11 protein-coding genes are annotated in these 12943 nt (G+C 68.0%); 7 read left to right on the plus strand and 4 right to left on the minus strand.

What is annotated here, in order from left to right:
• The first annotated feature begins 46 nt into the window (after positions 1-46).
• From WBN91_RS01690 to WBN91_RS01715, 6 genes are read left to right on the plus strand one after another with little or no spacing between them, the layout of a single operon-like run.
• Positions 47-1252, plus strand: a complete 1206-nt coding sequence (locus tag WBN91_RS01690) for a pectate lyase family protein (protein ID WP_337723800.1) — start codon at positions 47-49, stop codon at positions 1250-1252.
• On the plus strand, positions 1249-2124 hold the full coding sequence (locus WBN91_RS01695) for a carbohydrate ABC transporter permease (RefSeq protein WP_337723799.1): 876 nt from the start codon (positions 1249-1251) through the stop codon (positions 2122-2124). Before WBN91_RS01690 ends, WBN91_RS01695 begins: the two co-directional genes overlap by 4 nt.
• Positions 2121-2924: a carbohydrate ABC transporter permease gene (locus WBN91_RS01700; RefSeq protein ID WP_337723798.1), complete on the plus strand. Its 804-nt coding sequence runs from the start codon at positions 2121-2123 to the stop codon at positions 2922-2924. The genes WBN91_RS01695 and WBN91_RS01700 overlap by 4 nt, the downstream gene beginning before the upstream one ends.
• A gap of 17 nt (positions 2925-2941) precedes the next feature.
• A complete protein-coding gene (locus WBN91_RS01705) occupies positions 2942-4210 on the plus strand; it encodes an ABC transporter substrate-binding protein (RefSeq protein ID WP_337723797.1) in 1269 nt (422 codons plus the stop codon).
• Positions 4207-5358: an enolase C-terminal domain-like protein gene (locus WBN91_RS01710; RefSeq protein ID WP_337723796.1), complete on the plus strand. Its 1152-nt coding sequence runs from the start codon at positions 4207-4209 to the stop codon at positions 5356-5358. The genes WBN91_RS01705 and WBN91_RS01710 overlap by 4 nt, the downstream gene beginning before the upstream one ends.
• Before the next feature lie 60 nt (positions 5359-5418).
• The gene (locus tag WBN91_RS01715) at positions 5419-6357 is read left to right on the plus strand and encodes a pectate lyase family protein (protein WP_337723795.1); all 939 of its coding nucleotides are present in this window, start codon (positions 5419-5421) and stop codon (positions 6355-6357) included.
• A gap of 296 nt (positions 6358-6653) precedes the next feature.
• On the opposite strand, the gene WBN91_RS01720 is transcribed toward WBN91_RS01715, so the two are convergent.
• Genes WBN91_RS01720 through WBN91_RS01730 form a run of 3 tightly spaced genes read right to left on the minus strand, consistent with a single transcriptional unit; the run spans position 6654 to position 9538 of the window.
• Positions 6654-7394 (minus strand): sulfite exporter TauE/SafE family protein, encoded by a 741-nt coding sequence (locus WBN91_RS01720; RefSeq protein ID WP_337723794.1) that lies wholly within the window; start codon positions 7392-7394, stop codon positions 6654-6656.
• Entirely contained in the window at positions 7391-8719 is a 1329-nt protein-coding gene (locus WBN91_RS01725) for an MBL fold metallo-hydrolase (RefSeq protein ID WP_337723884.1), read from the minus strand. The genes WBN91_RS01720 and WBN91_RS01725 overlap by 4 nt, the downstream gene beginning before the upstream one ends.
• 54 nt (positions 8720-8773) lie before the next feature.
• Entirely contained in the window at positions 8774-9538 is a 765-nt protein-coding gene (locus WBN91_RS01730) for a GntR family transcriptional regulator (RefSeq protein WP_337723793.1), read from the minus strand.
• A gap of 82 nt (positions 9539-9620) precedes the next feature.
• Here WBN91_RS01730 and WBN91_RS01735 point away from each other — a divergent pair, with 82 nt between their 5' ends.
• On the plus strand, positions 9621-10790 hold the full coding sequence (locus WBN91_RS01735; protein ID WP_337723792.1) for an NAD(P)/FAD-dependent oxidoreductase: 1170 nt from the start codon (positions 9621-9623) through the stop codon (positions 10788-10790).
• Between the two features lie 667 nt (positions 10791-11457).
• Here WBN91_RS01735 and WBN91_RS01740 read toward each other — a convergent pair.
• On the minus strand, positions 11458-12924 hold the full coding sequence (locus tag WBN91_RS01740; protein WP_337722796.1) for a ricin-type beta-trefoil lectin domain protein: 1467 nt from the start codon (positions 12922-12924) through the stop codon (positions 11458-11460).
• Between the last annotated feature and the right edge of the window lie 19 nt (positions 12925-12943).

Here is a 12943-nt window from a genome sequence, read left to right on the forward strand (position 1 = left end):
GAAAGCGTTCACAAATCTGAACAAATCTTCGGTCGAGGACGTCGCCATGCGGATTGCCGTGGTTGCGGTTGTGCTGTGCTGCCTGCTGGCCGCCCCTGCTCAGGCGGGGCGTGACCTGGGCAGACAAGTGTTGCCGGCCGGTGACGGCTGGGCCAGTGCCGGGTCGGGCACCACCGGTGGCTCGAATGCGTCGAGCGTGCACGTGGTGCGGACGCCGGCCGAATTGAAGGCCGCCCTGGCGGCTCCCGCGCCACGTTTGGTGAAAGTCCGCGGGGTCATCGACCTGCGCGCCGATTGCGCGACTTATGCCACCGGCGGCTATTCCTTGCAGGCTTATCTCGACGCATATGACCCCGATGTCTGGGGCCGTGACCGCGAACCCTCCGGCCCGCTGGAAGACGCCCGCGCCGCGTCCGCCCGCAACCAAGCGGCGGCCATCACGTTGCGCGTCGGCGACGACACCACGATCGTCGGCGACGGCCCCGGCGCGGGAATCACCGGCGGAAGTCTGCACGTGCAGTCTGCACGTAACGTCATCATCCGCAACCTTGCGTTTCGCGATACCCGGGACTGCTTCCCGCAGTGGGACCCGACCGACGGCGCCACGGGCAACTGGAACTCCTCCTACGACTCGGTCTCCCTCAACGCGGCCACCAACGTGTGGGTGGACCACTCGACCTTCACCGACCAGCCGAAATCGGCCGAGCAGGTCCACTTCGGACGCCCCTACGAGCAGCACGACGGCCTGCTGGACATCACCAACGGCTCGGACCTGGTCACGGTCTCCTACAACCGGTTCGAGGACCACGGCAAGACCATGCTGATCGGCTCCTCGAACTCCTCCACCACCGACCCCGGCAAGCTCCGCGTGTCGGTGCACCACAACGTCTTCCGCAACGTCGAGGAACGCGCCCCACGCGTCCGGTTCGGCCAGGTCCACGTCTACGACAACCTGTACGAAGCCGGTCCCACCTACAACTACGCGTGGGGCGTGGGCGTGCAGTCCAAGATCGTCGCGGAGAACAACTACATCAAGGGCGTGCCCGCCGAGGACGTGATCCGCCACTGGGGCGGCACCGCGATCACCACCCGCGGCAACCTGGTCGACGGCCGGCGGGTCGACATCACCGCCGCCTTCAACGCCGCCCACCCGGACACCCCGCTGGCCGGCGACGCGGGCTGGACGCCGACGCTGACCCGGGGCCTGGAGCCCGCGCACAAGGTCAAGCACCTGCGGGCGGGCGCTCGGTGAGGACGAAGAGGTGGGCGCCGTACGCGCTGATCGCGCCGACGCTGGTGCTGATGGCGGTCTTCCTGGTCTACCCGATCGCCAGCGTCGTGCACTACAGCCTCCAGCGCTACAACGTCACCCAGCCCTGGAAGAACGGGTTCATCGGGCTGGAGAACTTCCGCTTCATGCTCACCGAGGACCCACTGTTCTGGCAGAGCCTCGCGTTCAGCGCCAAGTGGGTCGTGGTGGAGGTCGGTCTCCAGCTCCTGCTCGGCCTGGTCCTGGCGCTGATCGTGAACGAGACCTTCATCGGGCGCGGGGTGGCGCGGGCGATGGTGTTCTCGCCGTGGGCGGTGTCCGGGGTGCTCACCACGGGGATCTGGATCCTGCTCTACAACCCGTCCACCGGCATCTTCCAGGAGCTGGCGCGGTGGGGGATCGGCGACCCGGGCACGTCGGTGCTCGGCGACCCGGCCACCGTCTTCCCGGCCACCGTGGTGACCGAGCTGTGGCGCGGGGTCCCGTTCTTCGCGATCCTGCTGCTGGCCGACCTCCAGTCGATCCCCAACGACCTGTACGAGGCGGCGGCGGTGGACGGCGCGGGTCGCTGGCGGCGGTTCATCAGCGTGACGCTGCCGCACCTCAAGGACGCGATCATCCTGTCCACGCTGCTGCGGGCGGTGTGGGAGTTCAACAACGTCGACCTGATCTACACGCTCACCGGCGGCGGTCCGGCCAACCAGACCACCACCCTGCCCTTGTACGTGGCCAGGAAAGCCGTCGACTCGCACGACTTCGGGTACGGGTCGGCGTTGACCGTGGCCGGGTTCGTGATCCTGCTGTTCTTCTCGATCCTGTACCTGCGGTTGTCGAAGTTCGGGAGTCGCGCATGAGCCGGGTGTTGCGGCTGCACGTGCCGCTGGGGCTGTACCTGCTGTTCACGCTCGTGCCGTTCTACTGGATGCTGGTGTTCGCGTTGCGCCCCACGGGTTCCACCGCGCTGGTGCCGTGGCCGATCACCTTCGAGCATTTCGACACGGTGTGGAACGGCATCGGGTTCGGCACGTTCTTCTACAACAGTATGGTCATCGCGTTGGGTGTGCTGGTGTTCGTGTCGATCCTGTCGCTGATGGGCGGCTACGCGTTGGCGCGCTTCAAGTTCCGGGGTCAGCGGCTGTTCCTGGTGGCGTTGCTGTGCACGCAGTTCATCCCGGGCGCGATGATGCTGATCCCGCTGTTCGTGATCTTCCGCGAGGCCGGGTTGCTCAACAGCCTCACCGGGTTGATCGTCGCGGACGTGGCCTTCCAGCTGCCGTTGGCGTTGATCCTGATGAGCGGGTTCGTGCGCAACATCCCGGTGGAGCTGGAGGAAGCCGCGATGGTGGACGGCTGCACGCGGCTGCGGGCGTTCTTCGCGGTGATGTTGCCGCAGTTGAAACCGGCGTTGGTGGCGGTGGGGTCGTTCGCGTTCATCGGGGCGTGGAACAACTTCCTGTTCGCTCTGATGTTCGCCTCCCGGCAGGACAAGTTCACGCTGCCGGTCGGCTTGAGCTACGCGCTGGGGGAGTTCAACACCGACTTCGGCGCGCTGGCCGCGGGTGGCGTGGTCGCGGCCGTGCCGGTGGTGCTGGTGTTCGCCGTCGTGCAGCGGTTCCTGGTGCAGGGCCTGAGCGCAGGGGCGGTCAAGGGATGACGATTGCGGGAGGAACCATGCGGGCTCTGCTGGTCGTGTTGGCCCTGGTGCTGTCGGCCTGCTCGTCGGGCGGCGGTGACGGCAAGACGACGATCGTGTTCTGGGACAACAACGGCGGCCCTGGCCGGACACCGATCTACGAGGAGCTGATCAAGCGGTTCGAGACGGCGAACCCGGACATCGACGTGGAGTACGTCGGCATCCCGAGTTCGTCGGTGCAGCAGAAGTACGACACGGCCATCGCGGGTGGCTCGACGCCGGACGTCGGCGGCGTGACCACGTCGTACCTGGCGCACCTGGTCGGGCAGGAAGCGTTGGCGCCGTTGGACGAGCGGATCGACGGCAGCGCGCTGAAGGGAAAGCTGCTGCCGTCGCTGGTGGAGACCGTGCGGCAGACCGCGCCGGACGGCAAGCTGTACTCGGTTCCGTCGTCGGGCAACCTCGACGTCATCTGGTACCGCACCGACTGGTTCACGCAGGCCGGGATCACGCCCCCGAAGACGTGGGACGAGCTGGTCGCGGCGGCGGAGAAGCTGACCGACCCGAGCGCGAACCGGTACGGCTACACCATCCGCGGGGGCGCGGGGTCGGTGTTCCAGCTGCTCACCGAGGCGTACTCGTACTCCGGGGTGACGGAGTTCTTCAGCGGTGGCAAGTCCACGGTCGGCGACCCGCGCAACGCCGAGCTGGTCGGGAAGGTCGCCGCGCTGTACCGCAAGGCGACGCCCGAGGCGGACGTCAACAACAGCTACACGCAGATGGTCGCCCAGTTCACCGGCGGGTCGGTCGCGATGATGCATCACAACCTGGGGTCCTGGGGCGATGTCACCAAGGCGCTGGGCGACCGGGTCGCGGCGCTGCCGCTGCCGGTGGGGCCGAGCGGCAAGCGGACCGTGGTGCCCAACCCGACCGACGGGTTCGCGGTGTTCAAGAACAGCGAGAACCAGGACGCCGCCTGGAAGTTCGTGGAGTTCCTGACCTCGAAGGAGTCGAACTCGTACTGGAACGAGAAGGTCGGGCAGATCCCGGCGAACACCGACGTGCGCGACGCGGGGTGGATCGCGTCCAACCAGCCGGTGAAGATGGCCCTCGGGGTGCTGGAGGACCCGGCAACGGTGACCGTGCCGGCGCCCGTGTACCTGCCGCAGTACTCGTCGATCACCAAGACCGACAGCGAACCGCAGTACCAGAAGGTGCTGCTGGGTGACCTGGCGCCGCAGGCGTTCCTGGACGAGATGGCGACGAAGCTGACCGCCGCCCAGAAGGAGTGGGAGGAGCGGAAGTGATCGAGAGCGTCGAGGTGGTCGTGTTCACCACGACCGCGTGGACGGCGGTGGACTCCGGCGGTCACCGGCACCCCAGCGCGGAGCACGAGGTGCGCGAGGCTTTGCTGGAGATCACCGATTCCGATGGGGTGGTGGGGCGCGTGCAGGTGCACCCCGACCAGTTGCGGCCGGCGGTGTTGGAGGCCTACGTCCGACCGGTGCTGGTGGGGGCGGACCCGTGGGACCGGGAACGGTTGTGGCGCTTGATGGCTCGGCGTCAGCGGGGCTCGCACGGCCGGTTCACCGACCGCGCCCTGGGTTCCGTGGACACCGCGTTGTGGGACCTGGTCGGGAAGCGGGCTTCGCTGCCGGTGTGGAAGTTGTTGGGTGGTGCGCGGTCCTCAGTCCCGGCTTATGCCAGCACCATGTGCGGCGACTCGACTCCGGGTGGGTTGAGCACGCCCGGCGACTACGCCTCGTTCGCGAAGCAGTTGGTGGAGCAGGGGTATCGGGCGATCAAGCTGCACACGTGGATGCCGCCCGTACCTGGTGCGCCCAGCGTTCGGGCGGACATCGAAGCGTGCGCGGCGGTGCGGGACGCGGTCGGCCCTGACATCGCGCTGATGCTGGACGCCAACCACTGGTACTCGCGCACCGAGGCGTTGGAGCTCGGGAAAGCTTTGGAGGAGTTGGACTTCTACTGGTTCGAGGAGCCGATGGAGGAGGCGTCGATGTCCTCCTACCGGTGGCTGGCCGACCAGTTGCTGATCCCGGTGATCGGGCCGGAAGTGGCGTGGGGCAAGCACATGAGCCGGGCCGAGTGGGTCGGGTCCGGTGCGTGCGACATCCTGCGCGCCGGGCCGACCGACGTCGGCGGGATCACCCCCACGATCAAGGCCGTGCACCTGGCGGAGTCGTTCAACGTCGACTGCGAGATCCACGGCGACGGCAGCGCGTCGCTGGCGGTGCTGGGCGGCACCGAAGCCGGCCGCTGGTACGAACGCGGGCTCCTGCACCCGCACCACGACTTCGACCGCGTGCCGCCCCACCGGCTCGCGGCCGTCGACCCGCTCGACGCCTCCGGGCACGTCGCGTTGCCGACGTCACCCGGCCTCGGGGACGCCTGGGACGTCGAGCACATCCGCGCCCACACCGTGGAGAGGTGGTGATCGCCTGCACCTAGCTGGAAAACCGCCGCCATCCATCCACAGTCGTATGGAGGAAACCTGATGTCCCGCACGATCTCGCGCGCGCTCGCGGCGGCCGTGGCGGTGGCCGCTGCTTCGGCGGTCGCTGTCGTCCCGGCCCAGGCCGCGTCGTTCAACCTGGAGGGTTGGGCGACCCAGGGCGGCGGCACCACCGGCGGTGGCAGCGCCACCCCGGTGACCGTCTCCACCGCTTCGGCGTTCGTCTCGGCGGTCGGCTCGTCCAGCGCGGCCGTGATCCGCGTGTCCGGCACCATCACCCTGTCCAGCATGGCGAGGGTGACGTCGAACAAGACGATCATCGGCGTCGGCTCGACGGCCACCATCACCGGGCAGGGCCTGAACATCTCCAACGCGTCGAACGTGATCGTCCGCAACCTGAACTTCCGCAACTGGGGCGACGACGCGATCAACGTCCAGTACTCGACCCGGGTCTGGGTGGACCACAACAGCTTCTCCAGCGGGTACGACGGCGCGGTCGACGTCAAGCGCGCGTCGGACTACGTGACCGTGTCGTGGAACAAGTTCTCCAGCCACAACAAGACCATGCTGCTGGGCCACGACGACGGCAACGGCGGAGAAGACCGCGGCAGGCTGCGCGTCAGCTACCACCACAACTGGTTCAGCGGCACACAACAACGCCACCCGCGCGTGCGCTTCGGCAACCCCGTGCACGTGTACAACAACTACTACGGCGGTGTGACGGACTACGGCGTGGCGTCCACGATGGAGGCCGGCGTTCTCGTGGAGGGCAACTACTTCGAGAACACCAGGGACCCGTTCCACCGCGGCGAGGGCGACTCGCCGGCGGCGAACCTGGTGGCCCGGAACAACCACTTCGTGGGGTCGGGCTCGGGTGACCAGGGCGGCACCGTGAGGGCGATCCCGTACGGGTACTCGCTGGACCCGGCGAGCAACGTGAAGTCGATCGTGACCGGCGGGGCGGGGACGGGCAAGATCTGAGTCCTGCTGGTCGGTGGACGGCCCTCGGCGAGTGCGCCGAGGGCCGTTCTTTCGTTCCGCTTCGCTTCGTTTCGTTTCGCGCTGCGGGTGCGGGACAGGGTTGGTAGGGTGCCGCGGGCTGTGATCGAGACGGTCGAGGTCGGGGCCGGATCGAAGTCACTCGATCGTGTGACATGCAGGATCCGCGACCAAACGCCGACTCGCGCGTCCCGTGTATAGGGAGGTCGGCGCGGGACGGGGCTCGGGCTCGGACGCCGGGGTGTTGAGGAAGGCGGCCCTGCTCGCGGAGCGGCGGCTCAGAGGAATAGGGCGTCGGTGAGCATGAAGGCCGCGATGCCCAGCAGGGTGATGGCGAAGAGCCTGCGCAGGGTGGTGGGGCGGATCTTTGCTGCCAGGCGTTTGCCGTCCCAGGCACCCAGCAGGGCCGTGGCGGCGAAGGGGCCGATCAAGGTCCAGTTCAGGGTGGCCACGGTGCCGAGTCGGACGGCGAAGGCGGTGCCGGCGTTGACGCTGATCACCAGCAGGCTGGTGCCCACGGCCGTGGTCATCGGGACGGCCAGGGCGCCTACCAGGGCGGGGACCGTCAGGAAGCCGCCGCCCACGCCGAGGAAGCCAGTCAGGGCGCCCAAGCCCGCGCCGACGCCGGCCGCGCGCAGCGGGCGGACCTGTTCGGCGGGGGTGGGTTTGCGGAGCATGACCACGGCGGCTGCGGTGGCGACGGCGGCGAAAGCGCAGGTCAGCACCACTGCGGGGAGGTGGGAGTGGTAGGTGCCGGCTACGGCTGCCGGGGCTACGCCGGCCGCGGCGAACAGCAGGCCCAGGCGCCAGCGGACTGCACCGGCGCGGGCGTGGGTGAACAGGGCCATCAGGGACGTGGCCAGGACGATCGCCAAGGCCGCGGTGGTGGCCTGTTGGGGCGTGAAGTGCAGGAAGTAGATCAGCGCGGGCACGGTGAGGACGCTGCCGCCGGCGCCCAGGGCGCCCAGCGAGAGCCCCACCACCGCGCCGGCGAGCAGGGCCAGGCACAGCGCGGTCATGTGGTGGGCACGCCGTGGACCTGTGACCAGTCGGCGTCCAGGTGCACGACCTCGCGGCCCGCGCGGTGCAGCAGGCTCGCCGCCACGCCCGCGCGGTAGCCGGACGCGCAGTGCACCCAGACCGTGCCGGCCGGGACCTCGTCGAGGCGGTCGAGCAGTTCGTGCAGGGGGATGTTGATCGCGCCGACGATGTGGCCGGCCGCGAACTCCTCCGGCCGTCGCACATCGAGCACGACGGGGGAAGTCGCCTCGGCCAGAGCGGGCCAGGAGAGTCGTTGGTAGGAAACGACTTCCGTGGTGGGGGCGTAGGTGTCGGGTGCGCTGAAGGACGCCGAAGGGCGGTCGATGCCGATGCGCGCCAGGTCCCGGATCGCGGCCCGCACGTCGTCCTCCGAACCGAGCAAGGTCACCGGCTCGCCCCACGGCAGGATCCACCCCAGGTACGTCGCGAAGCTGGTGCCGTACTCGAAACCCACCGTGCCGCGCAGGTGCCCGGCGGCGAACGCGACGCGCGACCGCAGGTCCACCACCCAGTGCCCGGTGGCGACTCGGGCCATGACCTCCGCCGGCCGCAGCGGTGACGGCACGGTCAGGTCGGCGGCACTCGGACCGACCCGGTTCAACGGCGCCATGTGCGAGTAGTACGACGGGTACGCGCTGAGGTTCGCGATCAAAGTGGTCACGAAGTGCTGCTCGTCGGGATCGGTGAGCGCGTGGTTGGTCCGCAGCTGCTCGCCGATCGTGGACGCGTCCGCGCCGCTCGCCGGCCCCGACGAGCAGAAGCTGCCGAAACCGTGCGTCGGGTGCAGGGTCGCGCTCTCCAACGCGAGGGACGCGAGCGCCCGCGCCGAGCGGTACTGGGCGTGCGTCAGCTCCGTGGTGCGCGCCGGGGACACCAGGTCCGTCCGGCCGACCGACCCGTACAGCAGGCTGCCGCCGGAGAACACGGCCTGCCGACCGTCCTGCCCGACGACGTAGGCCAGGTGGTGCGGGGTGTGGCCGGGGGTCGCGACGGCGGTCACCGACAGGTCGCCCACCGGCAGCGTGTCGCCGGGGTGCACGGCGAGGCGCTCGTAGGCCACGTCCTCGGCGGCGGCCACGAGGTACTCCGCGTCGTGCCGCCGGGCCAGGGCCAGGCCGCCGGTCACGTAGTCGTTGTGCACGTGGGTCTCGGCGACGTGCGTGATCCGCACCCCCAGCCGGGCCACGACCTCCTCCACCCGGTCCAGGTCGCGCTGCGGGTCCACGACCAGGGCCACCTCGCCGTCGTGCACCAGGTAGCTCCGGTCGCCCAGCGAAGCGGTGCCGATCGTCTCGACGTCCATCGCACGCACCTCCGTCATATGTACGTACATTATGACGGACCGGGGCAAGCGAGGTCAGCGGTGTGTCACAGACCTCGTCGGCCGGTGACCCACCGCCGGGAACTCGGAGGTCACCGCGAACCGGTCGCCACGCACCATCGTGTGCCGCCACTCCACCGGCCGCCCGCCCGAACTGCCCTGCCGGTGGATCGACAGGCACGCCACGTCCGGACCACACCCCAGCAGCGCCCGCTCGGCGGCGGTCGGGACGACGGCCTTGATCGTCTCCCGGCTCGCGTCCAGCCGCACGCCGGTCCGGGTCGTCAGCACCGCGTACAGGCTGGTGTGCGTGAAATCGGCGGTCAGCAGCGGTCGCGCGAGGTCGGCCGGCAGCCACACCCGGTCGATCGCGAACGGCTCCCCGTCGGCCAGTCGCAGCCGTTCCAGGTGCACCAGCGGAGTGGATCCTTCGAGGTCAAGCCGGTCGGCCACGACACCATCGGCCCGCACGTCCAGCACCCGCACGACACTGCGCTGCTCCATCCCCGCCGCCTCGACGGAGGCGAACAGGCTGTAGAGCGTGTCCAACGGCTGCTCGACGGCCGCAGCCGCACTGACCCTCGGCTGCCGCCCCCGCTCGGCGACCACCAGCCCTTCGGCACGCAGCCGCTGCAACGCCTGGCGCACGGTGTGCCGACTGACCCCGTAGTCGTCCATGAGAGCGAGCTCACCGGGGAAACCGGCGTGGAACTCACCCGACCGCAACCGGGTCACGAGGTCGTCCTGGAGCTGCCGCCACAGCGGCGTGGTGGCGGACCGGTCCAGCGTGCGGGACGTCATGCCCGAAGTCTCCCTTGAACCGCTCCCAGCTCACCCGCTAGCGTCATTGTACGGACATTTCCGGCGGTGACTTGGGGGTGCCATGCACCACGAGATCGTGATCATCGGCGGCGGCGCGGCCGGGATCTCCACAGCGGCCCGATTACGCCGCCTGGGCCGTGACGTCGCCTTGGTAGAACCCTCCGAGGTGCACCACTACCAGCCGTTGTGGACGCTGATCGGGGGTGGTCGAGCACCGTCCGGCACGTCAGCCAAACCGATGCGCAAACTCGTGCCGCGCGGGACACGGTGGCTACGAACGGCCGCCATCGGCGTGGACCCGTTCGAACGGCGGGTAGACCTGGCCGACGGGACGTCCCTGCGCTACGCCCGCTTGGTGGTGTGCCCCGGCCTACAACTCGACTGGCACCGTCTGGACGGCTTGGTCGAGGCCTTGGGCCACGACGGAGCCTCCAGCAACTACTCCGCCTCTTACGCCCCGTTGACCTGGGAGTTCATCCAACGGACCAGGTCGGGAACGGCCGTCTTCACCATGCCCTCCGGCCCGATCAAGTGCGGCGGGGCACCACAGAAGATCGCCTACCTCGCCGCCGACTACTGGCGCGAAAAGGGCGTCCTCAAGAACATCGACATCCACTTGGTGCTGCCCACACCCACGATGTTCGCCGTACCGGAGTACGCGGCGGTACTGGAGGACGTGGCAAGGCGATACGGCATCCACGTGCACCTGGAGAGCGAGGCGGTAGAGGTCCGACCCACGCGCGAGGTAGTGGTGCAAGGCCCCAACGGCACGACCACCCTGCCCTACTCCTTCGCCCACTTGGTACCACCGCAGAGCGCACCCGACTGGATCAAGTCCTCAGCACTGGCCGGCCCCACCGGTTACGTAGACGTGGACCGAGAAACGTTGCAGCACAACGAGTTCCCGGACGTCTTCGCTCTAGGTGACGTGGCCAACACCCCGAACTCGAAGACCGGCGCAGCAGTACGCAAACAGGCCCCAGTGCTGGTAGCGAACCTCCTGGCATCACTAGCCGGACACGACCTGCCCGGCACATACGACGGATACGCGTCCTGCCCCATCACCACCAGCCGAAAGACGCTGCTACTAGCAGAATTCGACTACACCGGCCGCCCAAAACCATCGATCCCACTCATCAACACCATGCAAGAAGTAGCCGACTACACGCTCTTCAAACGACGACTACTGCCCTGGCTCTATTGGAGCTTGATGCTACGAGGACTAGCCTAAACCGCCAAACCGCAGCACAGCTTTTCACAAGGCTGCCGCACGGCACACCTCTGCCTGGGCTTCTTGCTTGTGTCATCCCCGTATGGCCTGCCCGAAGGGCTACCACATTTTCCGGGGGTTGCAGCCGAAAGTTTTTGCGAGGAACGAGCAAAAAGTTTTAGCGGCAACCCCCGGAAAATGTGGTTGGCTTTGCCAGGCCATACGGGGATGACACAAGCAAGAAGCCCCCGCCTTTTCTTTTGCTTTGTGTCCATCCTTGGCGGCCTGCCCGCCGGCGAGGCTCTTTTAATCTTTTCAAGCTCTTCAAGATCTTTAAGAGCAACGCTTCGCTCTTAAGCGGACGCGCTTCGCGCTCTCAAGATCAAAAGCTAACAGGGAGACCACCGATGGGGGGTGAAGGGCGTCGGTTCCCCCACCGTATGGCCTGGCGGAGCCAACCACAGATTTCCCGGGGTGCCGCTAAAAACTTTTGCTCGTTCCTCGCAAAACTTTTTGGCTGCACCCCGGGAAATCTGTGGTAGCCCTTCGGGCAGGCCATACGGTGGGGGAACCGAGGCCCTCCACTTGTAGGTAACACCTACCGCGCGCTCCGCGCGCGAAAGAGCGCGAAGCGCGTTGGGGTTGAGAGCGCGGAGCGCGTTGGGGAAGCGAAGCGTGTTTGAGGCGGTTAAGAGAGGTGCCATTTTTGGTTGGAGCTGCCGGTGCATTCCCATTGTTGCAGAGGAGTGCCGGTGCCGCCCCAAGAAGTGACGTCAACGCACTTGTTGGCTTGAGGATTGACCAAATCGCCGGCTGCGCTCAGCACGAACTGCTGTGCCGGGTTGCCGCTGCACGTGGCTAGTTGGATGGCTGCGCCGTTGTCCCTCGAGCCCCAGGCCACGTCCATGCACAGGCCGAATGCTCGGATGGTGCCGTCGCCGGGGAACGTCCAGTTCTGCGCGTTGGTGCCGTTGCAGTCCCAGAGTTGGAGGCGTTGGCCGTCCACTCCATTGGAGTTGGGCACGTCGATGCACTTGTCCTGCCAACCGACGATCCGCCTCGTCATCCCACCACTGGTCGTCAGGGACAAGCCGTAGACGTTCAGGATCTCGTTGAGCGGCTGGAACAGGGTGGTGCCGCCTGTCGAGCAGTTGCCTGAGCCGCCGGAGGTGACGCCCTGTGCCTGGTTGCCGGCCAGCCATGCGCCGCCGGAGTCGCCGCCTTCCGCGCAGGCCGTGGTGGAGGTGAGGCCGTGGACCAGGCGGCCTGAGTAGTTGACCGTCACGTTCTTGGCTTGGATCGTGCCGCAGCGCCAGCCTGTTGTGCGGCCGGAGCGGCAGACCGCTGCCCCTACGCCTGCCTCCTGGGAACCGGCGACGGTGACGTTGCCGCCGGCGTAGTTGTTCACCCACGGGCGTGGGGTCCAGTTGCTGTTTGTGCGGACCCAGGCGTAGTCGTTGTCGGGGAAGGACGAACCTGCGAACGTGCCCTGGCTGACGTTGTTGTAGCCGAGTGTGGGGCTGCCTGTGCCGCCGCAGTGTCCGGCGGTGACGAAACCGCCGTTGTTCACGGCGAAGCCCACGGAGCACAAGGTGTTGCCGTTGATCACGTACTGATCGCCGCCGCGTAGGTCGTAGAGGGGGCGCGGGGGTGCGGAGATCTTGGTGCGGACGGTGACGCCGGCTTGGTGGGCGAATCTCGTGGCTGCTGCGGTGGATGCGGCCTCGACGACGACCGCGTTCGTGGCCGGGTCGACGTACCAGGAGTGGACCTCTTGCGGGACGGACGTGCGGTCTAGGCGGGATTTGGCTGTGGACAACGACTTCTCGGTATGTGTCACGCGGACGGGAGTGGCGCCGGCGGCGCGGACGGTGGCGGCGTCGGTGTCGTTCAGGACGCCGATGGTGAGGCCGTTGTCCTGCCATGCTCCGCCGAAGCGGTCGCCCAAGCTGGTGCGGAGGGCCTGTTCTACCGGGACCGACCGGGATTCCCGGTCCTGGCGCACGGCCGCGTCGGTGGGGGACAGGTGCAGGTCGCGGTGCAGGGCCTCGGCGAGAGATGAAGTCGAAGACGGCGGGGTGGCGTAGGCAGGCGAGGGCAGGGTGGTGAGCGCGATGGCCAAGGCCACCGCGCTTCCTTGCGCGATCAGTCTCACGACAGCTCCTTGTGCAGGG

The sequence above is a fragment of the Saccharothrix sp. CCNWYY140 genome, assembly GCF_037401995.1.
Lineage (GTDB): Bacteria > Actinomycetota > Actinomycetes > Mycobacteriales > Pseudonocardiaceae > Actinosynnema.

Excerpts from the sequence above, each read along its gene's own strand:
- WBN91_RS01690 (WP_337723800.1), top strand. The coding sequence starts at position 47 with ATGCGGATTGCCGTGGTTGCGGTTGTGCTGTGCTGCCTGCTGGCCGCC.
- WBN91_RS01700 (WP_337723798.1), top strand. The coding sequence starts at position 2,121 with ATGAGCCGGGTGTTGCGGCTGCACGTGCCGCTGGGGCTGTACCTGCTG.
- WBN91_RS01705 (WP_337723797.1), top strand. The coding sequence starts at position 2,942 with ATGCGGGCTCTGCTGGTCGTGTTGGCCCTGGTGCTGTCGGCCTGCTCG.
- WBN91_RS01715 (WP_337723795.1), top strand. The coding sequence starts at position 5,419 with ATGTCCCGCACGATCTCGCGCGCGCTCGCGGCGGCCGTGGCGGTGGCC.
- WBN91_RS01720 (WP_337723794.1), bottom strand. The coding sequence starts at position 7,394 with ATGACCGCGCTGTGCCTGGCCCTGCTCGCCGGCGCGGTGGTGGGGCTC.
- WBN91_RS01725 (WP_337723884.1), bottom strand. The coding sequence starts at position 8,719 with ATGGACGTCGAGACGATCGGCACCGCTTCGCTGGGCGACCGGAGCTAC.
- WBN91_RS01730 (WP_337723793.1), bottom strand. The coding sequence starts at position 9,538 with ATGACGTCCCGCACGCTGGACCGGTCCGCCACCACGCCGCTGTGGCGG.
- WBN91_RS01735 (WP_337723792.1), top strand. The coding sequence starts at position 9,621 with ATGCACCACGAGATCGTGATCATCGGCGGCGGCGCGGCCGGGATCTCC.